Origin of the sequence: Streptomyces beigongshangae, assembly GCF_019710745.1 — a bacterium.
Classification (GTDB): Bacteria; Actinomycetota; Actinomycetes; order Streptomycetales; family Streptomycetaceae; genus Streptomyces; species Streptomyces beigongshangae.
In genome coordinates this window covers 1-24,454 of record NZ_JAHKJW010000004.1, presented here as the reverse complement: position 1 = coordinate 24,454, position 24,454 = coordinate 1, and the positions used below count along the sequence as shown (strand labels likewise).

Below are 24,454 nucleotides of genomic sequence, written 5' to 3'. Positions count from 1 at the left end.
CCTCCCGAACGTGATCCACCGTGTACGGATCCACCGCTCGCGTCGGACGGAGGGCGCCGGCGGGGACCGGGATGCCGGGGCGGGCTCCCCGTGTGATGCTGTTGCCGTCGATCTTGGTCCTTCCGTACCGGGAGGGGGTCACCGGCGTGACTCCATGGCTTCGCACCCTCCGCGTGACCGGCCTGCTGCTGCTCGTCCTGGCAGGCCCCGCACACCCGTCGTACGCCGCCGCGTACGAGCCGGTCCCCGCCGAGTCGCGGGCCGGCAGCCGGGCGGGAGAGGGGCGTGAGCGCCCGGGGCGGTCGGCACCGCCGACGGACCGGACCGGACCGCCGGCTCATCCGGACGGCTCAGCGAACCGGGACCGGGAGGCTCCCGTCGTTCCGGAGACCTCCGCGGTGCCCGAGCGGCCGGCCGAGCCGCCCGCCCGCCCCGTCGACGCGCACGAGACCGCCGACCGTCCCGTACGCGCGTCGGAGCCCGTCCTGAGGGTGCTCCCGCTCGGCACCGGCCTGGTCCTCATCGGCCTGGGCCTCGGCCTCGCGTTCTTCGCCCTGCGGGCACGCCGGAGCTGATCCGCGGATACGCGGATACACCGGGGCTGACCCGCGGGGGCACCCGGGCTGTCCCGCAAATACACCGGGGCTGGGGGGACGGCACGGGGACGGGGCGCCTAGGGCAGCGTCAGCAGCACCTTCCCGATGTGGCTGCTCTCCTCCAGCACCCGGTGCGCGGTCGCCGCCTCGCTCATCGGCAGCTCCCGGTCCACCACCGGCCGCACCCGGCCTGCCGCCACCAGCGGCCAGACGTGCTCCCGTACGGCCGCGACGATGGACGCCTTCTCCCCGGCCGGCCGGGCCCGCAGCGAGGTCGCCGTGACGGTCCCCCGCTTGCCCAGGAGCGCTCCGATGTTCAGCTCGCCCTTCATACCGCCCTGCATGCCGATGATCGCCAGGCGTCCGTTGACGGCGAGGGCCCGGATGTTGCGGTCGAGGTACTTGGCACCCATGTTGTCGAGGATGACGTCGGCGCCCGCCCCGTCGGTGGCGGCCCCGACCTCCTCGACGAAGTCCTGCTCGCGGTAGTCGACGAGCACGTCAGCACCGAGTTCCGCGCAGAAGTCCAGCTTCGCCCGGCTGCCCGCGGTGACGGCGACCTTCGCGCCGACGGCCTTGGCCAGCTGGATCGCCATGGTGCCGATCCCACTCGACCCGCCGTGCACCAGCAGTGTCTCGCCGGGCCGGAGGTGGGCGATCATGAAGACGTTGGACCAGACCGTGCAGGTCACCTCCGGCAGGGCGGCCGCCTTGTCGAGGGCGACGCCCTCGGGCACGGGCAGCAGCTGCCCGGCCGGGACGACCACCTTTTCGGCGTAGCCGCCGCCCGAGAGCAGCGCGCACACCTCGTCCCCGACGCTCCACCCCGAGGTACCGGGGCCGAGCGCGGCGATCCGGCCCGAGCATTCGAGCCCGGGACAGGGGGACGCGCCGGGCGGCGGGTCGTAGAGGCCCTGCCGTTGCAGCAGGTCGGCACGGTTCACCGCGCTCGCCGCCACCTCGACCAGTACCTCGCCCTCACCGGGCTCCGGGTCCGGGACCTCGTCCCACACCAGCGCCTCGGGCCCACCAGGTTCAGGAATCGTGATCGCTCGCATGCGGGCGAGGCTACTCCCGGCGACCCGTCGCGCGGGGATTCAGTCCTGCGGCAGCGGTTTCATGTCCGGCGCGACCTGTCGGTGCGGGCTGACCCGCACGATGGTGATCAGGCGGTCCGTCAGCTGCACCTTCCCGATGGCCGGATCGTCGTAGCCGAGCACCCGGTGCCCTCGCACGACACTCACCACCAGGTCCTCGATCTCGCGGACGCCCTTGCCGACCTCCGCCTTTATGACGGGTCGCTCGACCATGTCCAGGCCGCTGCCCTGCTGGATGAGGTCCTCCATGACCATGCCCGCGCTGGGACTGAGCACGGAGAGCCCGAGGAGCCGGCCGGCCGCGCTCGCGCTGGTGATGACGGCGTCGGCACCGGACTGCTTCAGCAGCGGCGCGTTCTCCTCCTCGCGCACGGCGGCCACGATCTTCGCCTTGCGGTTGAGCTGCCGGGCCGTCAGCGTGACGAGCACGGCGGTGTCGTCGCGCTGGGTGGCGATGATGATCTGCCGCGCCCGCTGCACCTCGGCCCGGAGCAGGACGTCACTGCGCGTGGCGTCGCCCACCACTCCCGCGTAACCGTCCGCCGTCGCCGCGTCGATCACCTTGGAGCTGGGGTCGACCACCACGACCTGCTCCTTCTTCAGGCCCGTCGCGCACACGGTCTGGATCGCCGAGCGGCCCTTCGTGCCGAACCCGATGACAACGGTGTGCTCCCTCAAGGCGGTCCTCCAGCGGTTCAGTCGCCACTCCTCCCGGGTGCGTTCGGTGAGGACCTCGAGAGTGGTGCCGACCAGGATGATCAGAAAGAGCACGCGCAGCGGCGTGATCAGGAAGATGTTGGTGAAGCGGGCGCCGTCACTGACCGGCGTGATGTCGCCGTATCCGGTGGTGGAGAGGGTGACGGTCGCATAGTAGAAGGCGTCGAGCAGGTCGACGGGACCGTCGGAGTTGTCGGTGTAGCCGTCCCGGTCGAAATAGACGATGAGGGCCGTACCGACCAGCACCACCAGTGCTATCACGACTCGTTTGGTGACCTGGCGCAAAGGGCGTTCCACCCGTTGGCGCGGCAGCGTCACCTGATGGGTTACCAGATGTTCGTCCGCCTGGCGGGCGATCGCGTCGTGGCCCGGAAGTTTCACGTGAAACACACCTCGATTCCCGCCATGGTCCAGGGCAGGTCGAGGATCTCCAGTTCCTGACCCGGCCGTGCGCCGCCGGGCGGGACGACGGCAAGGGCGTCTGCCACGGCGATGCCCCGCAGCATGGCCGGTCCGTTGTAGCGCAGCGGCACGGCCCGGTCCCGGCGCAGCACGACGGGGACGAGCCGGGTGTCGTGCGGGTGGCCATGCGCGGCGTCCTGGAGCGGCAGCGTGTACGGCTCCGGAGCCGCACGGCCCGCGAGGGTGCGCAGCAGCGGCTCGGCCAGCGTGAGGAGGCCGGAGACGGCGGCGAGCGGGTTGCCCGGCAGCCCCACGAGGTGCTGGTCCTCCTTGAGGCGTGCCAGCAGCATCGGGTGGCCGGGGCGCACCCCGACGCCGTCCACCAGCAGCTCGGCGCCGATGCGGTGCAGAACGGGATGCACGTGGTCGACGGGGCCCGCAGCGGTGCCCCCGGTGGTCACGATGAGGTCGGCCCTGGATTTCCGCAGGGCCCTGCGCAGGGCCTCCGCGTCGTCGCCGAGCCGGCGCACCGTGCCGACCTTCGCGCCGAGCGCGCGCAGCCAGGGCGGCAGCATCGGGCCGAGCGCGTCCCGGATCAGCCCGTCGTGCGGCAGTCCTCCGGTGAGCAGCTCGTCGCCGAGGACCAGGATCTCCACGCGCGGCCGGGGAAGGACGGAGAGCGTGTCGTACCCGGCGGCGGCGGCGAGTCCGAGGACGGCCGGGGTGACCAGCGTGCCGGACGGCAGCAGGGAGACGCCGGAACGGCACTCCTGGCCGCGGGACCGGATGTCCTGTCCCGGCACCATGTCGCGGACCGCGTGCAGTCGGCCCTTGTCGTCGCAGCGGCCGTGCTCGCTGCGGAGCACGGCGGAGGCGTCCCGCGGGATCCGCGCGCCCGTGGCGATCCGGACCGCCTCGCCGTCGGCGAGGCACTGCGGCGCGTCGTGGCCGGCGAGCACTCCCTCGGCCCGTACGTCCCACGGGCCCGGCCCGGCGACCGCCCAGCCGTCCATGGCGGACGTGTCGAAGGACGGGAGGTCCGTGAGGGCGGTGAGCGGGGCCGCGAGGACGAGGCCCAGCGCGGCGTCCAGGGGGGCGGGGACGGGGGCGCCCGGGCGGCGGGGGGCACGCCCGGCAAGGGCGCGGGCCCGCTGCCAGGACGTGGTGGCGTGGTGCCCCGGGTCTTCCTTCCCGGCCTTCCTGTCCTTCCCGGCCTTCCTGTCCTTCCCTTCCTTCCCGTCGCCGCCGTGCGGGTCCGGGGAGGGGCCGGGAGGGCGGGCTCCGGTGGCTGCGGAGTCGTCGGGCATCCGCGCACCGCCTTCCTTGATCAGGGCAAGGATGTCCTCGACGTCGAAGCCGACCTCCTCGTACTGCCCCGAGGCGGTCATCCGGCGTCCGGGGTCGCCGGGGCGCCGGAACCGGCGCCCGGGGTCGCCGAGGCCGCCGGAACGTCGGAATCGGCCTCCGCGGCCCAGCGCAGCGCCAGCGCCGTCGCCTTGCGGACGGCCTCCGCGACCGCTTCCGGGCCCCCCTCGGCCCGGCCCGCCGCGTACCCGACGAGGAACGTCGTCAGCGGGGCCGCCGGACGGGCCACACCGTGAGCGGCGTCGCGGGCGAGGTCGAGCAGGATGCCGGTGTCGACGTCCAGGTCGACGCCCAGCTCGTCCTTGACTGCGGTAATCCATTCATCCAACACGTGCCCATGCTCCCTGATACGTGCCCGGGCGACGGCGATGTCGTCCCAGGTGTCGCAGTCGAAGGACGCGACGGGGTCGGTGATACGGGTCACTTCGAGCGCGCCGGTGAGCCGTCGCAGCGGCAGTCCGGCCAGCTCGCCGTGTGCGGCGCGCAGGGCGTCCAGCTCGCGGCGCAGCGCGGAACGGCGGTACGCGGCCACGAGAGGCTGGTCACGGCCGTCCCGGTCGGTGAGCAACACGCCGTCGCCACCCGACTCGTGAAGAGCCGTCAGCAGTCTCCCCACCGTCGCCCCGTCCAGGAACGGCAGGTCGGCGGAGAGCACCACGACGTGCTCGGCGGCGGTGTGCCGCAGACCGGCGTCCAGCGCGGCGAGCGGGCCCCCGCCGGGAGGTTCCTCGCGCGCCCATCGCACGGGGCGCGCGGTGGGCCGGGGCTCCGCGACCACGACGGTGGTGACCGCGCCGGAGCAGGCGGCCAGGACCCGGTCGAGCAGCGCCCGGCCGCCCACGCGCACGGCCGGCTTGTCCGCTCCGCCGAGACGGCGGGCGGCACCCCCGGCGAGCACGACGGCGTCATGGGCGTCCCCACCGGATGCGCCCGGGGAACCGGGTACTCCGAAGGCACCGGGGACACCGGGTGCGCTGGGCGGCTCGAACGCGGTCACCCCACGAGTATGGGTGCCCGGTGGATCATTTCCACCCCCGCGCACAGCATGTGGACGGGGTGGTGACGGGGTGGTGACGGGGCCGTACGGGAAGGCCGTGCCGGAAGGCCGCCGGCCCCGGGGGTCACAGGGTCCGCAGGAGCACCGCCGGCTGTTCCACGCAGTCCGCCACATACCGCAGGAAACCGCCCGCCGTGCCGCCGTCGCACACCCGGTGGTCGAAGGTGAGCGAGAGCTGCACGACCTGCCGCACCGCCAGTTCGCCCCGGTGTACCCAGGGTTTGGGGACGATCCGGCCGACGCCGAGCATGGCCGCCTCGGGGTGGTTGATGATCGGCGTGGAGCCGTCCACGCCGAACACCCCGTAGTTGTTCAGCGTAAAGGTCCCGCCGGTGAGGTCCGCCGGGGTGAGCGTCCCGGTCCGGGCCGCCTCGGTGAGCCGGGCGAACTCCGCGCTCAGCGACTCCGCGTCCCGCTCGTGCGCGCCCTTCACCACCGGCACGACGAGTCCGCGCTCGGTCTGCGCGGCGAACCCGAGGTGCACCCCGTCCAGCCGTACGACCTCGCGGGCGTCCGTGTCGACCGTCGAGTTGAGCTCGGGGTGGCGGGCCAGCGCGGCCGTGCAGATCCGAGCGAGGAGCGCGATGAGGGAGATCCTCGGCCCGCCGGCCTCGTTCATCCGGCGGCGCGCCTCCATCAGTTCGGTCGCGTCGGCGTCCACCCAGCAGGTCGCGTCGGGGATCTCGCGACGGCTGCGCGAGAGCTTGTCGGCGACGGCACCGCGGACGCCCTTGAGGGGGACGCGGGTGCCGGACGCGCGGGTGGCCGCCGGGGCGGCGGCCGACGCGGGCGCGCCGGCCCGCACGGCATGCTCCACGTCCGCGCGCATGATCAGGCCCTCGGGTCCCGAACCCGTCAGTTCCCGCAGGTCGAGCCCGTTCTCCCGGGCCAGCCGGCGCACCAGCGGCGAGATCACCGGCACGGGACCGTCGGTCCGGGTCCCGGCACCGGTGCCGGTGCCGGTGCCGGTGCCGGTGCCGGTGCCGGCCGCGGTCGGCCGCTCCTCCCGCGCCGGACGCCGGGTGGTGGCGGGCCCTGTGGGAGCCGCGCCGGGCACGGACGGCCGCACCCTCCGGCGCCGGGCTGCGGGCGCCTGCGTCCCGTAGCCCACGAGCACGTTCCCGGAACCCTCGTCCGCACGGCCGGAGGCCCGGTTCCCGGAGTCGCGGTCCCCGGAGGGCCGGTCCCCGGAGTCCCGCCCGTCGGGGACCGACGTGCCGAGAGCCCGCCCGCCGGAGGTCCGTCCGTCGGAGGCCGGTGCGTCGGGGCCCGGGGTGTCGAGGGCCGGTGCGCCGCCCACCGCGACCGTCAGCAGCGGGGAGCCGACCGGCAGTTCGGTACCCTCCTCGCCGTAGCGGGCGGTGACCACGCCGCCGTACGGGCAGGGGACCTCGACCATCGCCTTGGCCGTCTCGACCTCGACGACGGGCTGGTCGACGGCGACGACGTCACCGACCTGGACGAGCCAGCGGACGATCTCGGCCTCGGTGAGCCCCTCACCGAGGTCGGGCAGCTTGAATTCACGGCTGAACATGTCGGAGGCGCGGGTCATCGGCTCTGCGCCTCCCACTGGAGCCGGGCCACCGCGTCCAGGATGCGGTCCACACCGGGCAGGTGGTGCCGCTCCAGCATCGGCGGCGGATACGGGATGTCGAACCCGGCCACCCGCAGCACCGGCGCCTCCAGGTGGTGGAAGCACCGCTCGGTGACGCGCGCGGCGATCTCCCCGCCGGGTCCGCCGAAACCGCCCGACTCGTGCACCACGACGGCCCGGCCGGTGCGCCGCACGGAGGCGCAGACCGTCTCGTCGTCGAACGGCACCAGGGAGCGCAGGTCGACGACCTCCAGGTCCCAGCCCTCGGCCCGGGCCGCCTCCGCGGCCTCCAGGCAGACGGGCAGGGACGGCCCGTACGTGACGAGCGTGGCGCTGCGGCCCCGGCGGCGGACCACCGCGCGGCCGATCGGCTCCACGGCCCGCGGCTCGTCGGGGTTCCAGGAGTCCTTCGACCAGTACAGCCGTTTGGGTTCCAGGAAGACGACCGGGTCGTCGGAGGCGATGGCCGCGCGCAGCAGGCCGTACGCGTCGGGGACCGTCGCGGGGGTGACGACGTGCAGCCCCGGGGTCGCCATGTAGTACGCCTCGGAGGAGTCGCTGTGGTGCTCGACGCCGCCGATGCCGCCGCCGTAGGGCACGCGGACGGTGAGGGGCAGCGGCATCGCCCCGCGCGTGCGGTTGCGCATCTTCGCCACGTGCGAGAGCAGCTGCTCGAAGGCGGGGTACGCGAAGGCGTCGAACTGCATCTCGACGACCGGCCGCAGACCGTACATGGCCATGCCGACCGCCGTGCCGAGGATGCCCGCCTCGGCGAGGGGCGTGTCCGTGACGCGGTCCTCGCCGAACTCCTTCGCGAGTCCGTCGGTGACCCGGAAGACGCCGCCGAGGGCGCCCACGTCCTCGCCCATGACGTGGACGGCCGGATCGTCGGCCAGCGCGTCGCGCAGGGCGCGTCCGAGGGCCTGGGCCATGGTGGCCGGCTTCACCGCGACGGTGGTCATCGCGCGCTTCCTTCCCGGTCGTACGCCTCGTCGTCCTCGTGCCGGTCCGCCTCGGCGCCGGCGTCCAGTTCGGCCCGCAGCTGTGCCTCCTGCTCCAGGAGTTGCGTGGTGGGCCGGGCGTAGACGTGCGCGAACAGGTCCGCGGGGTCGAGCGGCGGGTCCTGGTTCATGCGCGCGCGCAGGTCCGCGGCCATCGCCTCGGCGTCCTCGCGCACGGCGCGCATCCCGTCCTCGTCGAGCAGTCCGCGCCCGGTGAGCTCGCGCTCCAGGAGGAGTATCGGGTCGTGCGCGCGCCACGCCTCGACCTCGGCGTCGTCGCGGTAGCGCTTGTCGTCGTCCGCGTTCGTGTGGGCCTCCATGCGGTACGTGACCGCCTCCACGAGCGTCGGACCGCCACCCGCGCGGGCGTGGGCGACCGCCTCGCCGAGGACCTCGTGCATCGCGGCGGCGTCGTTCCCGTCGACCAGCCGGCCCGGCATCCCGTACCCGACGGCCTTGTGGGCCAGTGAGGGGGCGGCGGTCTGCCGGTCGAGCGGGACGGAGATCGCGAAGCCGTTGTTCTGGACCAGGAAGACCACCGGGGCCCGCCAGACGGCGGCGAAGTTCAGCGCCTCGTGGAAGTCGCCCTCGCTGGTGCCGCCGTCGCCGACCAGGGCGAGCGCGACCACGTCGTCACCCTTGAGGCGGGCGGCGTGCGCGAGGCCCACGGCGTGCGGGAGCTGGGTGGCGAGCGGTGTGCTCAGGGGGGCGACGCGGTGCTCGTGGGGGTCGTAGCCGGTGTGCCAGTCGCCGCGCAGCAGGGTCAGTGCCTGGACGGGGTCGAGGCCCCGGGCGACGGCCGCGAGGGTGTCCCGGTAGCTCGGGAAGAGCCAGTCGCGCTCCTCCAGGACGAGCGCGGCGGCGACCTCGCAGGCCTCCTGGCCGGTGGAGGAGGGGTAGACGGCCAGGCGGCCCTGCTTGGTGAGGGCGGTGGCCTGCGCGTTGTACCGGCGGCCCCGTACCAGGTGCGCGTACAGCCTGCGCAGCAGATCCGGGGCGACCCCGTCGGCCGCACGGGTGCCGAGGACGCGGTGGGGCAGCGCGTCGGGCAGCAGCGGCGCGGGGTCGGTACGGGGCTGCCAGGCGGGCGGTGGCGTGGGCCGGTACGCGCCCCGCTGCTCCATGACCGTCATGTCGGCACCTCCTCGTGGGAGTGGCTTCGGGGCCCGCCATGAGTGACGCGCCTCACCTACCGATTGTTCGGTCGTCGGCACATTTTGGCTACAGGCCCCTCCAGGCTGTGGACAAACGGTTCTCCACAACCTGAGATGGACGCAGTACGTCCATGGTAGGGAGGCGGGGGGACATGGCACCTGAACAAATGGCCGAGGGACCGGACCCCGGCACGCCCCTGCCGCCGCCGCGCCCCCTCGACTCCATCGACCAGGACATCCTGCAGATGCTCCAGGCGGACGGCCGCGCCTCGATACGGTCCGTCGCCGAACGGGTCCACGTGTCCCGGGCCAACGCCTACGCCCGCATCAACCGCCTGGTCGAGGACGGCGTGATCCGCGGCTTCGGCGCCCGGGTCGACCACGAGCGCGCAGGGCACGGCACCTCGGCGTACATCACGCTCAAGATCGTGCAGAACACCTGGCGCACCGTGCGCGAGCAGCTCAGGGTGCTTCCCGGGGCGTCCCACATCGCGCTGATGGGCGGTGACTTCGACGTGCTGCTCCTGGTGCACGCCCCGGACAACAGGGCCCTGCGCGAGCTGGTGCTCACCCGTCTCCAGGCCATCCCCGAGGTGCTCAGCACGCGGACGCTGCTGGTGTTCGAGGAGGAGGACCTGGAACCCCAGGGGTGAGCCGGGGCCCTGGCCGGACTCCGACCGGGTTCCGTCCGGACGCCCTCCGGAGCTTTGATCGGACTCCGACCGGAGCTTTGACCGGGTTCCGTCCGAGGGCTTCCGGGCGCCCCGTTCAGCCTTCCCGCCGCAGCCCCCCGAAGACCATCCGCACCACCGCGTCGGCGACCTCGCGCTCGCCCATGCCCCGCCCGTCGGGCCGGTACCACTCGACTATCGAGTTGATCATCCCGAAGACCAGCCGGGTCGCGAGCCGGAACTCCACGTCACCGCGCACGTCCCCGTCGGCCGCCGCCGCCTTCAGGAGCGCGGCCACCTCGTGGTCGAACTCCCGGCGCCGCTCCAGGGCCCAGCGCTCGGTACCGGTGTTGCCGCGCACCCGCAGCAGCAGCGTCACGTAGGGCAGTTCGGCGGTGAGGACCTCCACCATGCGCCGGGTGACGTGCTCCAGGCGCTCCACGGCACGCCCCTCGCGCGCGCGGTCCTCGTCGAGGATCCCGAAGAGGCCGTCGAGCGCCCGGCTGACGGCCCGGCGCAGCAGCTCCTCCTTGCCGGTGACGTGGTGGTATATCGACGACTTGGAGATGCCGGCCGCCCTGGAGAGGTGCTCCATGGAGGTGCCGTCGTAGCCGCGCTCGTTGAAGACCCGCACGGCCACGGAGAGCAGCGTGTCCGGCGTGTAGGTGTCCCGCCTGGCGGTGGTCATGGGGTGCCCTCACGCTTCTCGGAGGCGTACGCGTGGCGGTAGAGCGCGAGGGACGGTGCGTAACGTCCTGACGGGTCGCGCATGTGCAGGTCGTCCAGGACGTCGTAGGCCCAGCTCCGGCCGAGTCTGCGGCTCCACTCGAAGGGCCCGAGGGGGTAGTTGACGCCCTGGCGCATCGCCGTGTCGATGTCCTCCTCGGTGGCCACCCCCTTGGCGACGGCGTCGTGCGCCAGGTCGATGATGCGGGCCACCGTGCGGGCGACGATCAGGCCGGGCACGTCCCCGATGACGCTGACGTCCTTGCCGAGCGCCTGGAAGAGGCCGGTCGCCTCGGCGAGGGTCCGCGTCTGGGTGTCCTGCGCGTGGGACAGGGCGATCCGGGTCGCCCTGCGGTAGTCGAGCGCCAGGTCGAAGTAGACGACGTCACGGAACTCGACGGCGGTCTGGCCGTCGGCGAGGGCCAGCTGCCCGCCGCCCGGCAGCACCAGGCGCGTGCCGTGGTCCTCCTCTTCCTCGCGGACCTGGATGCCCGCCTCGCGGATCAGCGCGAGCAGTTCGGCGGCGGGGCCCAGATCGCCCTCCGCGACGACGTACGCGGGCGGCGGCACCTTCTCCGCGGTGTGCGGCTCGGGCCGCTCACCGCCCGCCCCGTGGTCGTACCAGCCGTGCCCGGTCTTGCGGCCGAGGCGGCCCGACTCGACGAGCCTGCGCTGGGCCAGCGAGGGCGTGAACCGCACGTCCTGGAAGAATGCCTCCCAGACGGAGCGCGTGACGGACTCGTTGACGTCCTGGCCGATGAGGTCGGTCAGTTCGAAGGCGCCCATCCGGAAGCCGCCCGACTCGCGCAGGACCGCGTCGACGGTCGCCGGGTCGGCGGCCTGGGCCTCGTGGACCGCGAATGCCTCGGCGTAGAAGGGCCGCGCGATGCGGTTGACGATGAAGCCCGGGGTGTCGGCGCAGGCCACCGGGGTCTTCCCCCAGGCGCGGGCCAGCTCGTACGCGCGCGTGGCCGACGTGACGTCGGTGGCGAACCCGGAGACGACCTCCACGAGGGGCAGCAGCGGCGCGGGGTTGAAGAAGTGCAGCCCGACGAACCGGCCGGGGTTGCGCAGGGCGCCGCCGATCGCGGTCACCGACAGGGAGGAGGTGTTGGTGGCGAGCAGGCAGTCGTCCGCGACGATGTCCTCCAGCTCGCGCAACAGCTGCTGTTTGACGTCCAGTCGCTCCAGGACGGCTTCGAGGACCAGCCCCGAGTCGGCGAGTTCGGCGAGGCTCTCGGCGGGGTGCAGACGAGCCCGCGCGGCGTCGCGCTCGGCGCCGGTCAGCCGGTCCTTCTCGACGAGCCGGTCGAGACGGGTGCCGATCGCTTCGGCCGCCGCCCGGGCGCGGCCGGGGGCGGTGTCGTACAGCCGCACGGGGTGGCCGGCGGCGAGCGCCACCTGGGCGATGCCCTGGCCCATGGTGCCGGTGCCGACGACGGCCACCGGGCCGGCGAGGTCGAGTGCTGTCATGCTCGCGATCCTCCCGCACGGGGTTTTCCACAGGTTCGGCGGACCCCCTTGTACCGACCGATCGTTCGGTTACTCTAACTCTGTCCGGCTGTTCCCGCCCAGGTCATGAGCTCGACGAAGAGTTCTTGAAGCGACGAAGAGTTCTTGAAGTCCTGAACCCCTGAACCCCTGAAACGAGGAGATGGTTCCGCATGGCTGCCGCCGCACCGACCGCGCACGAGCTCGTCGCCAGGCACCGGCCCACCCTCGACCGGGCGCTGGAGGCGGTGCGCACGCGCGCGTACTGGTCGCCGCACCCGGAGCACCCCAAGGCGTACGGGGAGGACGGCAGCCTGGGCACGGCCGAGGGCAGGGCCGCCTTCGACGCGCTGCTCGGCAGCCGCCTCGACCTCGGCCAGCCGGGCACCGACGACTGGGTGGGCGGCGAGGTCTCGCCGTACGGGATCGAGCTGGGCGTCACGTACCCGCACGCGGACATCGACACCCTGCTGCCCGCCATGCGCCTCGGGCAGCGCGCGTGGCGCGACGCGGGCGCGGAGGTGCGCGCGGTGGTGTGCCTGGAGATCCTCAAGCGGATCAGCGACCGTACGCACGAGTTCGCGCACGCGGTCATGCACACCAGCGGCCAGGCCTTCATGATGGCGTTCCAGGCCGGCGGCCCGCACGCCCAGGACCGCGGCCTGGAGGCGGTGGCGTACGCGTACGCGGAGCAGGTCCGCACCCCCGACACGGCGGAGTGGACGAAGCCGCAGGGCAAGCGGGACCCGCTCGCGCTGACCAAGCGGTTCACGCCGGTGCCGCGGGGCATCGCGCTGCTGATCGGCTGCAACACCTTCCCGACGTGGAACGGCTATCCGGGCCTGTTCGCCTCGCTGGCCACGGGCAACGCCGTACTGGTGAAGCCCCATCCGCGCGCGGTGCTGCCGCTCGCGCTCACCGTCCAGGTGGCCCGCGAGGTGCTCGCCGGGGCGGGCTTCGACCCGAACCTGGTGGCACTGGCCGCCGAGCGGCCCGGCGAGGGCATCGCCAAGACCCTGGCCACCCGTCCCGAGATCCGGATCATCGACTACACCGGCTCGACGGAGTTCGGCGACTGGCTGGAGGCCAACGCCCGCCAGGCGCAGGTCTACACGGAGAAGGCCGGCGTCAACACGGTGATCGTGGAGTCCACCGACGACTACAAGGGGATGCTGTCCAACCTCGCGTTCTCCCTTTCCCTCTACAGCGGCCAGATGTGCACGACCCCGCAGAACCTCCTCGTCCCGCGCGCCGGAATCCGCACGGAGGAGGGCCCCAAGTCGTACGACGAGGTGGTCGCCGACCTGGCCGGGGCGGTCGACGGGCTCCTCAGGGACGACACCCGGGCGAACGGCCTGCTGGGCGCGATCGTGAACCCGGACGTGAAGGCCCGCGTCGAGGCGGCGCCCGGTCTGGGCGAAGTCGCCCTCCCCTCCCGGGAGATCACCAACCCGGAGTTCCCCGACGCGGTGGTCCGCACCCCGGTGATCGTGAAGCTCGACGGCGGCAAGCCCGACGACCGGGCCGCCTACATGAGCGAGTGCTTCGGTCCGGTCTCGTTCGCCGTCGCGGTCGACTCGGCGGCCGACGCCGTGGAGCTGCTGCGCCGGACGGTCCGCGAGAAGGGCGCGATGACCGTCGGCGCGTACACGACCTCGGAGGACGTCGAGGAGGCCGTGCGGGAGGCATGCCTGGACGAGGCGGCCCAGCTCTCCCTGAACCTGACGGGCGGGGTGTACGTCAACCAGACGGCCGCCTTCTCCGACTTCCACGGCTCGGGCGGCAACCCCGCGGCCAACGCCGCCCTGTGCGACGGCGCGTTCGTGTCCAACCGCTTCCGGGTGGTGGAGATCCGCAGCGAGGCGTGAGCGCCCCGCGGGGGCGCGGGGAACTGCGCGACCGGCCACGACGCAGCCGAACGTCCTCAACGAGGCGTCCCTACCCACGAACCCACGAGGCGTCCCTACGACGCACTCCAGTGGAACAGGGCCATCGCCACGCTGGTGGCCAGGTTGTAACTGGACACCTGCGCCCGCATCGGCAGGGACACCAAGTGGTCGCTGCGCCCCCGCAGGGCGACCGACAACCCACTCCGCTCCGAACCGAACGCGAGGACCGCGTCGTCCGGGAGCTTCACCCCCCGGATGTCCTCGCCCTCCGGGTCGAGGGCGAACACCGGCCCGGCGGGCAGTTCGTCCACGGCCAGCCGCTCGACCGCCGTGGCGAAGTGCAGCCCCGCCCCGCCCCGCACGACCGTGGGGTGCCACGGATCGAGCGTGCCGGTGGTGACGACCCCGGTCGCGCCGAACCCGGCCGCGAGCCGGATCACCGCCCCCGCGTTGCCGAGGTCGCGCGGCTGGTCGAGGACGACCACGGGCGCGGTGCGGGGGGTACGGGTGAGCGCCCGCAGGTTGGCCTCCCGCGAGGGGCGTACCGCCAGGGCGGCCACCCCGGTGGGGTGCGGACGCGGGACGAGCGCCCGGTACGCGGGCTCCGGGACCTCCGCCAGGAGGACGTCCAGCGTGTCCCGTACGTCGGGAGCCAGTTCGTCGGCGAGCGCGAGCGCGGCCGCCCGGTCCGTGGCGACCGCCGCCCGGACCTCGGCCCCGAAGCGGACCGCGTGCTTGAGGGCATGGAAGCCGTCGAGCAGCACGGCGGTATCGGCGAGCCGGTGCCAGGCATCCACGGACTCGGAGGCCGAGGCGGAGGCCGAGGCGGAACCGGCCTCCGGGACGGGGACGGGGCCGGATGCGGGCTGGGGGTCGTGCGGGTCCCTCATGCCGTGAAGCCTACGTGCGGGTGCCCGGCCGTCTCCGGGGGGCGCGGGGCCTCCGGATCCTCCTCGCGCGGCCCCGGGACCGCACGTCCCAGGCGGGCGGAGAGCCGGCCCCGCGCGCGTGCCAGCCGTTCGCGCCCCCGTGCGGCCCGTCCGCCGAGGCGGCGCAGGAAGGACGTCGGCAGGAAGACGGCGTCGGCGGCGATCATCGCGAGCGAGAAGAACGGCAGGCCCAGCACGAGGGCGATCACCGCGTGCTCCGTCATCATGCCCGCCAGCAGGATGTTCTTCACCCGCCGGTTGAACAGCGTGAAGGGGAAGGCGACCTGCGCGATCACCGTCCCGTACGTCACCAGCATGACCATGGTGCCGCTCGCGGACAGGGCGTCGGACAGCGCGGGCCAGGGGGAGAAGTAGTCCAGGTGCAGCGGGTAGTACACCGCCGTGCCGTCCTGCCAGCGCGAGCCCTGGACCTTGTACCAGCCGGCGGTCGCGTAGATCAGACACGCCTCGGCCATGATCACGAAGAGCGCGGCGTTGTGGACGAGGTTGGCGACGACGTCGAGGAGGACGCGCGGCTGGATGCTCCGGGTGTACCGCCCGGCCAGCCACCACAGGCCCTGGACCGCCCAGAGGCCCCAGTGGACCGTCCGCCAGCCGCCGGCCAGACCGCCGTCGATCTTCCCCGCGAGCGTGGCGGCCGCCAGGGCGAGACCGAGCACGGTCCACAGGGCGACACCGGTCCGGTCCGGTCCGCGGCGCCCGCCGTGCGCGCGTATCCGCGCCGACGCCCGGCGCTCGCGCCGGGCGTCCAGGGACCACACCTGGCCGCAGCGCGTGAACACCAGGTAGATCGCCATCAGGTGGATGACGTTGTCGCCGCCGTCCCCCATGAAGATGCTGCGGTTCTGGAGGGAGAGCACACCGACCAGGAACAGCACGGACATGGTGCGGGTGCGCCAGCCGAGCAGGAGCAGGGCGCTGGAGAGCACGGCGAACGCGAAGACCGTCTCGAACCAGAACCGGCCGTCGGCCCAGACCAGGACCGTGAAGGCGTGATTGCTCGCGGTGAGCTGCTGGGCGAGGTCCCAGCTCCAGGGCCCGTCGGGCCCGTACATCTCCTGGCGGTGCGGGAACTCCCGCAGCAGGAAGAGCAGCCAGGTCCCGGCGAACCCCATGCGGATCACGGCGCTCTGGTACGGCCCGAGGGCCTGTCCGGTGAGGCGGCCGATGACCTGCGCGAGTATCCGGTCGAGACGGTGCTCCCGGTCGAACCGGCCGACCCGCCCGGCCGGCCGCGACCGGCCGGGGGCGTCCGGGAGGGTGCCTGGGGGTGCGTCCGAGGGGGCATCCGAGAAGGCGCCCGAGGGTGCGTCGGCGCGGTCGGCCAGCGGGCGGTCGTCCTGATCGCTCACCGGGCGCTCGCCGCCGTCCCCGTGGAGGTGTCGGGGCGCGTCCCGGCCGCCCGGTCGGTCCCGGACACCGGCCACCAGGGCAGCCGGCGCAGGACGGGCTTGTCGGACACCTGCTCATCGCTCCACTCGGGCGGCGGCACGTTGACCGTACGGGAGCGGACCTGGACCTGCTGGATCACGGCCTCCCGACCGCCCGCCTCCTCCCGGTCGAGACGCAGGACCACGATCCGGCGCAGGTAGCGCTCGGAGAGGTCGCCGCGCAGACCGTTCGGGCGGTTCGCGTCGTCGTGCGTGGACACGAAGAAGTCCCAGGCCCGGCGCAGTTCGTTCTGCTGGGTGTGGCTGGGCAGCAGATTGCCGTCGATGGCTTGGCCGTCCAGCGCGGAGAGGTCGTACCAGCGGGTCGTCCTGATGGCCCCGTCCGTGCCCTTCACCTCGGCACGCACCTGGACCGCGATGTTCTGCTGCAGCGGGTTGGGCGCGAAGAGCTTCCAGTTCTGCTCGAACTCCGGGTAGATCCACTCGTCGATCGTCCGCCCGTGCTGCTTGGTGACCGTGTTCGACGGCGCGACGTGCAGGAAGACCATGCCGAGGTGGACACAGGCAGCCATGGCGACGAACGCCAGTGCGAACGCGGCGGCGATCTGGAAGGGGAGGGAGAGGGCGGCGATGCCAGCGGGGGGAAGAGGAGGGAAGCCGTCGGCGGGCGAAGGACCGGCGGGCGGAGGACCGGCGGGGGCGGAACCGGCGGGCGGAGGAGGTCCGGGGACGGCGGCCACCGGCTCGCCCGGCACGGGCCGGGCGTTCGCATCCTCGTCGTGCGCGTCCATTGCGTCCCGTCTTCCCGTGTCTGCCGAGTACCGCCGCCCGTCCCGTGACGGCCGCACCGGAACGGTACTCAGGCCCACCCGCCGGGCACAGCCCAGGGGGCACGGCGGCCACGGGGCCGTCCACAGCGGTGGACACCCTACGGGTCCGCCCTTCCGGCGCACCGCCGTTCCCTTCTTGTAGAACCTGTTCTATCTTGACGCTCCGCCGGGCCGGCCCGGCACCCGGACGGAGCACACGGGCCGGGCACGCGCACGGGCCAGGCACGCGGACGATCCGGACGAGCTGGATGAGCTGGAAGGGCGGGACCGTGGACTTCACCTTCGGCGAGGAACAGCAGGCGGCCGTGGAAGCGGCGAAGGCGGTCTTCGCGGGGGTCGCGCCGGACGGTGTGCCGAGTCCCGCGCTGACCGCGGGCGCCGTCGCGGACGACTTCGACCGCGTTCTGTGGGCCCGGCTCGCCGACGCGGACCTGCTGAGTCTGCTGCTCGACGAGCGCCACGGCGGCGCCGGTCTGGACGTGGTCGCCCTGTGCCTGGTGCTGCGGGAGTCTGCGAAGGTGCTCGCCAGGGTGCCGCTGCTGGAGAGCACGGCGGCCGCCGTCGCCGTACAGGCGTACGGCGGGGAGGAGTTGCGGGCCCGCCTGCTCGCACGGGCCGGCCGGGGCGAACTGGTGCTGACCGTCGCCGCGCACGGCCGCACCGGCCACGACGGCGCCGAACTCGCCGTGAGCGCCCGGCGGGACGGCGACGCGTGGGTACTGGACGGGCTGCAGACGGCCGTCCCCTGGGCGCGGAACGCCGACTTCGTCCTCGTACCCGCCCTGAACACCGGCCCGAACGCCGGTTCGGGCCGCTCCGTGCTGGCCCTCGTACCACGCGGCCACCGGGGCGCCGTGCTCGTCGAGCAGATCTCCACGACGGGCGAGTCGCTCGGCGAACTGCGACTGGATTCCGTACGGGTCCCCGCGGGTGACGTCATCGAGGCCGACGGCGCCTGGGAGTGGCTGCGGAACCTGCTCGTCACCGGGACCTGCGCGCTGGCCCTCGGACTCGGTGAGCGTGTGCTCGCCATGACGAGCGAGTACACCGGCAAGCGGGAGCAGTTCGGCTTCCCGATCGCCACGTTCCAGGCCGTGGCCGTGCAGGCCGCCGACCGCTACATCGATCTGCGCGCGATGGAGGCGACCCTCTGGCAGGCCGCCTGGCGCATCGGCACGGGTGCGGGCGGGGCGCTGCCCGCGTCCGGTGACGTGGCCGTCGCCAAGATCTGGGCCTCCGAGGGCGTACGCCGGGTCGTGCAGACCGCCCAGCACCTGCACGGGGGCTTCGGCGCGGACACCGAATATCCGCTGCACCGCTACCACGCCTGGGCCAAGCACCTGGAGCTCTCGCTCGGCCCGGCGGCAGCACACGAGGAGACGCTGGGGGACCTGCTGGCGGCGCACCCTCTGGGATGAGCAAGCCGCGGGACGCCGTGGAACACCTTGGGACGCCGTAGGGGCGAAGGAGCGCTCGGCCGAAAGTCGGGCTCGGGCTCGCTACAGCACGGACCCCGGTTTGCCCTCCGCGTCCACCACGGGACGGCCCTCGGCCGCCCAGACCTGCATGCCGCCGGCGACGTTCACCGCGTCGACGCCCTGCTGGTTCAGGTACATCGCGACCTGCGCCGACCGGCCACCGGAACGGCAGATCACATTGACCCTGCCGTCCTGCGGCGCCGCCTCGGTCAGTTCGCCGTAACGGGCCACGAACTCGCTGATGGGGATGTGCAGCGCCCCTTCGGCGTGACCCGCCTGCCACTCGTCGTCCTCACGGACGTCCAGCAGGAAATCCCCGTCCTTGAGATCCCCGACCTCGACCGTGGGCACACCAGCTCCGAAACTCATGCCCCCGACGCTACCGGACCGGCCGGACACACCGGTCCGCCGCGGCCCGGCCGGGAGGAATCCTCAGGCGTCGCTGCCGAGCAGTCCCGCCAGTTCGGCCTCGCGCTCGCTCACCTGCGCCAGCAGTTGCTCGGCGATCTCCTCCAGCAGCCGGTCGGGGTCGTCGGGCGCGATCCGGAGCATTCCGCCGATCGCGCTCTCCTCCAGGTCGCGGGCCACGAGCGAGAGCAGTTCCTTGCGCTGGGCGAGCCACTCCAGCCGGGCGTAGAGCTCCTCGCTGCGACTCGGCCGCCACTCCTCGGGCACCGGACCGGCCGCCCACTCCTCGGACAGCTCCCGGAGCAGCGCCTCGTCCCCCCGGCCGTAGGCCGCGTTGACGCGGGCGATGAACTCGTCGCGCCGCGCGCGCTCCGTGTCGTCCTGCGCGAGGTCGGGGTGTGCCTTGCGGACGAGCTCCCGGTAGAGCTTGCGGGCCTCGTCGCTCGGTCGCACCCGCTGCGGCGGCCGCACCGGCTGCTCGGTCAGCATGGCCGAGGCCTCCGGGGACAGCCCGTCCGAGTCGAGCCAGTCGTGGAACAGCTCCTCGATGCCCGGCATCGGCATGACCCTGGCCCGGGCCTCCTGGGCCTTGCGCACGTCCTCCGGGTCACCGGTGCTCGCCGCCCGCGCCTCGGCGATCTGCGCCTCCAGCTCGTCGAGCCGCGCGTACATCGGCCCGAGCCGCTGGTGGTGCAGCCGGGAGAAGTTCTCCACCTCGACCCGGAACGTCTCCACGGCGATCTCGAACTCGATCAGGGCCTGCTCGGCCGCCCGCACGGCCCGCTCCAACCGCTCCTCGGGCCGCTCGCCCCCGTCCCCCGAAGCACCACCCTCAGCACCGGCCCCGGCTCCGGCACCGGCCCCGGTCGCGGCTTCGGTACCGGTGCCGGTGCCGGTCTCCGTGTCGGTTCCGGCCTCCGAGCCGGCTGCGGCCCCGTCCTCGGCGAAGGGCCCGGCAGACGACTCGGCGGACGACTCGTCGGCAGGTTCGGTGGCGGGTTCGCCGGAGGGACCGGCCAACGGCTCGGCACCGGCGCCGGCGACCGGCTCCGCGGAGGGCCCGGACTGCGGCCCGGACTGCGGCTCGGACGGGGACTGGTGAGCTTCCGGGGTCGTCACCCGCCCAGCCTAGGCCACGTCCCGGCCCGCCACCCGAAATCGCCTGCTCAGACCCCCAGCTCTCCCGCGATCCGCCCCGCCCGCACGGCCGACACGAGCTCCGCGTGGTCCGCCTCGGTGCGGTCCGCGTACGCCACCGAGAAGTCCGCGATCGCCTCGTCCAGCTCCTCGTTCTTGCCGCAGTACCCCGAGAGCAACCACGGATCGGCGCTGTGGGCGTGCGCCCGTGCCAGCAGCGCCCCCGTCATCCGGGCGTAGTCGTCTATCTGGTCCGCGGCCAGCGCCGCCGGATCGACGCTGCCCTTGCGGTTACGGAACTGCCGCACCTGGAACGGGCGTCCCTCGACCGTCGTCCAGCCCAGGAGGTTGTCGCTGACGACCTGCATGCGCTTCTGGCCGAGGACGACCCGGCGGCCCTCGTGCTCGACCTCCGGCACCGGGAAGCCGACCGCGTCCAGATACGGCACCAGCACGGACGCTCGGGCCTCCTTCACCTGGAGGACCAGCGGCTCGTCCCGGTGGTCGAGGAGCAGTACCACGTACGAGCGCGTGCCCACGCTTCCGGTGCCGACCACACGGAAGGCGACGTCGTGCACCGCGTACCGCGCGAGGAGCGGGAGGCGGTCCGGGGACAGCGTGCCCAGGTACTCCTCCAGGGCCAGCGCGACCGCGGTGGCCTCACCGTCCCCGACGCGGCGCAGCACGGGCGGGGCGTCGACGAAGCGCCATCCCCCGTCCTCGACGCGCTCCGTCGACTTCGCCGCGAACCGCCCGCTGGTGTTGCCCCGCGCCTTCTCCGAGACCCGCTCCAGCGTGCCGAGCAGATCGCGCGCGTCGGCGTGCGAGACCAGTTCCTCGTCCGCGATGGCGTTCCACGCGTCCAGGGCCGGGAGCTTCGCGAGCAGCCGCATCGTGCGCCGGTAGGAGCCGGCCGTGAAGTGCGCGGCCTTGCGGCAGGTGTCCTCGTCCGCTCCCGCCTCGCGCGCGGCGAGCACCAGCGAGGTCGCCAGGCGTTTGAGGTCCCACTCCCACGGCCCGTGCACCGTCTCGTCGAAGTCGTTCAGGTCGATGACGAGCCCGCCGCGCGCGTCCCCGTACAGGCCGAAGTTCCCCGCGTGCGCGTCGCCGCAGATCTGGGCGCCGATACCCGTCACGGGCGTACGCGCCAGGTCGTACGCCATGAGGCCGGCCGAACCGCGCAGGAAGGCGAACGGCGTGGCCGCCATCCTGCCCACCCGCAGCGGTGTGAGTTCGGGCAGACGGCCGCGGCCGGACTCCTCGACGGCCCGCACCGCGTCCGGGCGGTCGCCGCCCGTCTCCAGCGACGCGTGCGCACCGCGCGGGACGCGTTCCCGCAGGGCCTTGCCCTCCGCCTTGGACGAGCCTTCCGCCGGCCGCCGCGCGAACCCGCGCACCTGCGGAATCCTCACAGCCCCAGCCCCAGCCCCAGCCCCAGAGCCGGCTCCAGAGCCGGCTGCCTCAGCCGCTCCGGCCGCCGCACCATCGTCGGTACCGCTCACCCGAACCATCTCCCCCGCGCACGAACGTCGATTCGTGACGACCGTACCCCCGGCTCCCGGTCCGCGTGCGCTCCTGTGGACAACTCCGCATTTGTGGAAAACCCGCCGGTCCAGCGCGGCCGACGGCCGACGGACAGCAACCGGCAGTCGGCTGCCGGCGGTGTTCCTCCCCGGACCACTCACCGCTACTTCCGGAACTCCTCCGAGCAACGGCCCTCCACCGTCAGGTACTTCTTCGCCCACGCGCCCAGTTCGGTGAGCGCGGGCTCCAGTGCGGAGCCGGCCTCCGTCAGCCGGTAGGAGACACGCAGCGGCGGCCCCTCGTCGACCTCCCGCACCACCACTCCGACCGACGCCAGTTCCGTGAGCCGGTCGGAGAGCATGCGTTCGCTGATGCCGGGGATGGCGCGGCGCAGGTCGGCGAAGTGCACGGGAGCGGGCAGCAGTACGGCCACGATCGGGCCCGTCCAGCGCTTCCCGATCACCTGGAAGACACGGGTGATGCCGTCGTCGACCCGTCTGCACGACGCAGCGTCGTGGTTTTCCTGCACCGCCATGCCTTCAGAGTACTTGCCCTTCCGCGTGGGGATGAAAAAAAGTAAGCTCCTGTGTTATTCATAGTGACGAACGAAAAAGCAAGCCGTGAACGTGCGCCGGGCCCAGCCGGCACCCGTCCCACGGCGACCCCTGCGAACCCCGTGAACCCTTGCGGACCCCTTGCGGACCCCTCGCAGACCCCTCGTGGACCTTTCACGCGCCCTTTCGCACACCTGATGGAGAACCCCATGGCCACCCTGCTGCACCTGGACTCGTCCGTCTCCCCCGGTCCCGCCTCGGCGTCCCGCGCCGTCACGGCCGCCTTCCGCCAGGCATGGGAGGAGCAGCACCCGCAGGGCACGGTGATCTACCGCGACCTCTACGCGCACCCCGTCCCGCACATCTCCGCCGACGCCCACAGCGCCGCCTTCACCGATCCGTCGGAGCACACCCCGGAGCAGGCCGCCGCCTTCGCCCGGCGCCTGGAGCTCATCGAGGAGCTGGAGCGGGCGGACGCCGTCCTGATCGGCGCGCCCATGTACAACTTCTCGATCCCGTCAACGCTCAAGGCGTGGCTGGACAACATCATCGTCGTCGGCCGCACCGCGGGCGACACCCCGTCGGCCAAGGGCACCCCCGTCACCGTCGTGGCCAGCCGCGGCGGCGCCTACGGGCCGGGCACCCCCCGCGAGGGCTACGAGTACGTGCAGAACTACCTGGGGTCCGTCCTCAAGGACATGCTCGGCATGGACGTCGAGTTCATCGTCCCGGAGCTCACGATGGCCGCGCAGATGCCGGCGATGGCGGAGCTGGTCCCGCTCGCCGAGGCGTCCCGCGCCAAGGCCCTGGAGGACGCGGCCGCCAGGGGGAGGACCCTCGCCGGGCAGTTCACCTCGAACGCCGCCTGACCCGGTACCGCACGGCCCGCGTGCCCCGGCCCGCCATCGCGGCCGGGACACGCGGGCCGCACCCCTGTCCACGGCAACGACCCCTGCACCCCAGCCGTCGACCCTGCACCACAGCCGTCCCCGCACGGTCGCCCCCTGCACCACGATCGCCCCCGTACGACGGACGCCCGGCGGATCACCTGGTCCGAACCGGCAGACCGCACCGCACCGACCGTGAGATACCTCACCGTCGAGAAGCCGCCGGAGAGCCGCCGGGGAGCCGCCGGGGAGCCGCCGGGAAACATCCCCCGCGAGACCTCCGTACAGAGGGACCGCCGTACGAACTGTCACAACAACGAGAGACGGGCCCCCGCCAGAACTTCCGTCCTGGCGGAGACCCGTCTCCTGTGGTGCGCGAGGGGGGAGTTGAACCCCCACGCCCTTTCGGGCACTGGAACCTGAATCCAGCGCGTCTGCCTATTCCGCCACCCGCGCATTGGGTGTGTCGTCCGTTTCCCACCAGGTGGGTGAGCGCCTTCCGACATGCAGAAGATTAGCACGCTGGTCGGGGTGGATTCACATCCGTTTCCGGGGGCGGCACGAGGTCCCCGGAGCGGCCGCGGGAGGACAGCGGCCTGTCGACAGGCTTCCCGCAGGCTTCCGGCAAGCTCCCGGCGAGCTCCCGGCAGCACCCCGCCCCACCGGCCGGAGACCCTCCCCCGGCACCCGCCCCACCGGCCGGACGGCCTCCCGCGCCCCTCCCGCGCCCGCCTCCGCCCCGCCCGTCCCCGCCGCTCCCACCGCTCCCGCCCTCCCCGCGCCGAGCAGAATCGGTTCACGTATCAACCTCGTACCGGTCCCGGTCATCTCCCCATGAGGGGCCGGGGTCCACTACGGGGTGCGGGACACTGTGGTGAAGCCACCTCTACGATCCTCTCCATACGGAGTGCCCCGGGGGAGTTCGAAGGGGAGCTTCGGAGGGAACTTCGGGAGGGGACTTCAGCGGGCGTCGACATCCGTCGACCGGGCCGACAGGGGGAACCAGCCGATTTCCCGGCGCGTGGATACGATCAGTAAGCAGTACCAGGGCAACGACGAAGGAGGAGGTGCCCCATGGGAGTCCTGAAGAAGTTCGAGCAACGTCTCGAAGGTCTGGTCAACGGCACCTTCGCCAAGGTGTTCAAGTCCGAGGTCCAGCCCGTGGAGATCGCGGGAGCGCTCCAGCGCGAGTGCGACAACAACGCGACGATCTGGAACCGCGACCGGACCGTCGTCCCCAACGACTTCATCGTGGAGCTGAGCACGCCGGACTTCGAGCGGCTCAGCCCCTACTCGGGCCAGCTCGGCGACGAGCTGGCCGGCATGGTGCGCGACTACGCCAAGCAGCAGCGCTACACCTTCATGGGCACCATCAAGGTCCACCTGGAGAAGGCGGACGACCTCGACACCGGCCTCTACCGGGTCCGCAGCCGTACGCTCGCCTCCTCCGCCAACCAGCAGGCCGGCGCTCCCGAGCGCGCCCCCGCGGGCCCGCCCCCGGCGGCCGCCCGCAGCGGGGCCGCCGGCCCCCCGGG

The 24,454-nt window shown here is 73.1% G+C and carries 22 protein-coding genes and 1 tRNA gene; 6 read left to right on the top strand and 17 right to left on the bottom strand.

Features of this window, described 5'->3' with window-relative positions; genetic code table 11:
• Positions 1-146: 146 nt before the first annotated feature.
• A complete protein-coding gene (locus KM933_RS04110; RefSeq protein WP_221348397.1) occupies positions 147-575 on the top strand; it encodes a hypothetical protein in 429 nt (142 codons plus the stop codon).
• Positions 576-673: 98 nt separating this feature from the next.
• On the opposite strand, the gene KM933_RS04105 is transcribed toward KM933_RS04110, so the two are convergent.
• The 7 genes from KM933_RS04105 to pdhA all read right to left on the bottom strand — a co-directional run bounded on the left by KM933_RS04105 (position 674) and on the right by pdhA (position 8,962).
• Positions 674-1,654, bottom strand: a complete 981-nt coding sequence (locus tag KM933_RS04105; protein WP_221348396.1) for an NAD(P)H-quinone oxidoreductase — start codon at positions 1,652-1,654, stop codon at positions 674-676.
• Positions 1,655-1,693: 39 nt separating this feature from the next.
• Positions 1,694-2,791 carry a potassium channel family protein gene (locus KM933_RS04100; RefSeq protein ID WP_221348395.1) on the bottom strand — a complete coding sequence of 366 codons (1,098 nt, stop codon included), beginning with the start codon at positions 2,789-2,791 and terminating at the stop codon, positions 1,694-1,696.
• On the bottom strand, positions 2,788-4,200 hold the full coding sequence (locus KM933_RS04095; protein ID WP_221348394.1) for a molybdopterin molybdotransferase MoeA: 1,413 nt from the start codon (positions 4,198-4,200) through the stop codon (positions 2,788-2,790). Before KM933_RS04095 ends, KM933_RS04100 begins: the two co-directional genes overlap by 4 nt.
• Positions 4,197-5,174: an NTP transferase domain-containing protein gene (locus KM933_RS04090; RefSeq protein WP_221348393.1), complete on the bottom strand. Its 978-nt coding sequence runs from the start codon at positions 5,172-5,174 to the stop codon at positions 4,197-4,199. Before KM933_RS04090 ends, KM933_RS04095 begins: the two co-directional genes overlap by 4 nt.
• A gap of 124 nt (positions 5,175-5,298) precedes the next feature.
• On the bottom strand, positions 5,299-6,786 hold the full coding sequence (locus tag KM933_RS04085) for a dihydrolipoamide acetyltransferase family protein (RefSeq protein WP_260333031.1): 1,488 nt from the start codon (positions 6,784-6,786) through the stop codon (positions 5,299-5,301).
• Complete coding sequence (locus KM933_RS04080) at positions 6,783-7,790, bottom strand: alpha-ketoacid dehydrogenase subunit beta (RefSeq protein WP_221348392.1); 1,008 nt, start codon at positions 7,788-7,790, stop codon at positions 6,783-6,785. The genes KM933_RS04085 and KM933_RS04080 overlap by 4 nt, the downstream gene beginning before the upstream one ends.
• Positions 7,787-8,962, bottom strand: a complete 1,176-nt coding sequence (gene pdhA, locus KM933_RS04075) for a pyruvate dehydrogenase (acetyl-transferring) E1 component subunit alpha (RefSeq protein WP_221348391.1) — start codon at positions 8,960-8,962, stop codon at positions 7,787-7,789. The genes KM933_RS04080 and pdhA overlap by 4 nt, the downstream gene beginning before the upstream one ends.
• Before the next feature lie 188 nt (positions 8,963-9,150).
• On the opposite strand from pdhA, the gene KM933_RS40185 reads away from it, so the two are divergent.
• Positions 9,151-9,636 (top strand): Lrp/AsnC family transcriptional regulator, encoded by a 486-nt coding sequence (locus tag KM933_RS40185; protein WP_221348572.1) that lies wholly within the window; start codon positions 9,151-9,153, stop codon positions 9,634-9,636.
• A 115-nt stretch (positions 9,637-9,751) separates the two neighbouring features.
• On the opposite strand, the gene KM933_RS04065 is transcribed toward KM933_RS40185, so the two are convergent.
• Together KM933_RS04065 and KM933_RS04060 are read right to left on the bottom strand one after the other, a co-directional pair.
• Positions 9,752-10,342 carry a TetR/AcrR family transcriptional regulator gene (locus KM933_RS04065; protein ID WP_221348390.1) on the bottom strand — a complete coding sequence of 197 codons (591 nt, stop codon included), beginning with the start codon at positions 10,340-10,342 and terminating at the stop codon, positions 9,752-9,754.
• Positions 10,339-11,853 carry a 3-hydroxyacyl-CoA dehydrogenase gene (locus KM933_RS04060; protein WP_221348389.1) on the bottom strand — a complete coding sequence of 505 codons (1,515 nt, stop codon included), beginning with the start codon at positions 11,851-11,853 and terminating at the stop codon, positions 10,339-10,341. The genes KM933_RS04065 and KM933_RS04060 overlap by 4 nt, the downstream gene beginning before the upstream one ends.
• A gap of 191 nt (positions 11,854-12,044) precedes the next feature.
• Here KM933_RS04060 and paaN point away from each other — a divergent pair, with 191 nt between their 5' ends.
• Positions 12,045-13,739 (top strand): phenylacetic acid degradation protein PaaN, encoded by a 1,695-nt coding sequence (gene paaN / locus KM933_RS04055; RefSeq protein WP_221348388.1) that lies wholly within the window; start codon positions 12,045-12,047, stop codon positions 13,737-13,739.
• Positions 13,740-13,834: 95 nt separating this feature from the next.
• On the opposite strand, the gene KM933_RS04050 is transcribed toward paaN, so the two are convergent.
• From KM933_RS04050 to KM933_RS04040, 3 genes are all read right to left on the bottom strand, one after another.
• Positions 13,835-14,650, bottom strand: a complete 816-nt coding sequence (locus KM933_RS04050; RefSeq protein ID WP_221348387.1) for a TrmH family RNA methyltransferase — start codon at positions 14,648-14,650, stop codon at positions 13,835-13,837.
• Positions 14,647-15,894, bottom strand: a complete 1,248-nt coding sequence (locus tag KM933_RS04045) for an HTTM domain-containing protein (RefSeq protein ID WP_221348571.1) — start codon at positions 15,892-15,894, stop codon at positions 14,647-14,649. Before KM933_RS04045 ends, KM933_RS04050 begins: the two co-directional genes overlap by 4 nt.
• Before the next feature lie 164 nt (positions 15,895-16,058).
• Positions 16,059-16,892 (bottom strand): DUF5819 family protein, encoded by an 834-nt coding sequence (locus tag KM933_RS04040; RefSeq protein ID WP_221348386.1) that lies wholly within the window; start codon positions 16,890-16,892, stop codon positions 16,059-16,061.
• 308 nt (positions 16,893-17,200) lie between these two features.
• Between KM933_RS04040 and KM933_RS04035 the strand changes: the two genes are divergently transcribed.
• The gene (locus KM933_RS04035) at positions 17,201-18,349 is read left to right on the top strand and encodes an acyl-CoA dehydrogenase family protein (protein ID WP_221348570.1); all 1,149 of its coding nucleotides are present in this window, start codon (positions 17,201-17,203) and stop codon (positions 18,347-18,349) included.
• A gap of 81 nt (positions 18,350-18,430) precedes the next feature.
• Here the strand turns inward: KM933_RS04035 and KM933_RS04030 are convergent, their stop codons facing one another.
• From KM933_RS04030 to KM933_RS04015, 4 genes are all read right to left on the bottom strand, one after another.
• On the bottom strand, positions 18,431-18,760 hold the full coding sequence (locus KM933_RS04030; protein WP_221348569.1) for a rhodanese-like domain-containing protein: 330 nt from the start codon (positions 18,758-18,760) through the stop codon (positions 18,431-18,433).
• Between the two features lie 81 nt (positions 18,761-18,841).
• Positions 18,842-19,837 carry a J domain-containing protein gene (locus KM933_RS04025; protein ID WP_221348568.1) on the bottom strand — a complete coding sequence of 332 codons (996 nt, stop codon included), beginning with the start codon at positions 19,835-19,837 and terminating at the stop codon, positions 18,842-18,844.
• A 146-nt stretch (positions 19,838-19,983) separates the two neighbouring features.
• Positions 19,984-21,465 (bottom strand): DUF2252 domain-containing protein, encoded by a 1,482-nt coding sequence (locus tag KM933_RS04020; RefSeq protein ID WP_221348385.1) that lies wholly within the window; start codon positions 21,463-21,465, stop codon positions 19,984-19,986.
• Between the two features lie 176 nt (positions 21,466-21,641).
• A complete protein-coding gene (locus KM933_RS04015; protein WP_221348384.1) occupies positions 21,642-22,013 on the bottom strand; it encodes a winged helix-turn-helix transcriptional regulator in 372 nt (123 codons plus the stop codon).
• A gap of 228 nt (positions 22,014-22,241) precedes the next feature.
• Here KM933_RS04015 and KM933_RS04010 point away from each other — a divergent pair, with 228 nt between their 5' ends.
• A complete protein-coding gene (locus tag KM933_RS04010; protein ID WP_221348383.1) occupies positions 22,242-22,901 on the top strand; it encodes an FMN-dependent NADH-azoreductase in 660 nt (219 codons plus the stop codon).
• A gap of 387 nt (positions 22,902-23,288) precedes the next feature.
• Here KM933_RS04010 and KM933_RS04005 read toward each other — a convergent pair.
• Positions 23,289-23,375 (bottom strand) — tRNA-Leu (locus KM933_RS04005).
• A 618-nt stretch (positions 23,376-23,993) separates the two neighbouring features.
• Here KM933_RS04005 and KM933_RS04000 point away from each other — a divergent pair.
• Positions 23,994-24,454, top strand: a 461-nt coding sequence (locus KM933_RS04000) for a DUF3662 domain-containing protein (RefSeq protein WP_260333028.1), incomplete at its 3' end; no start/stop codon positions are given.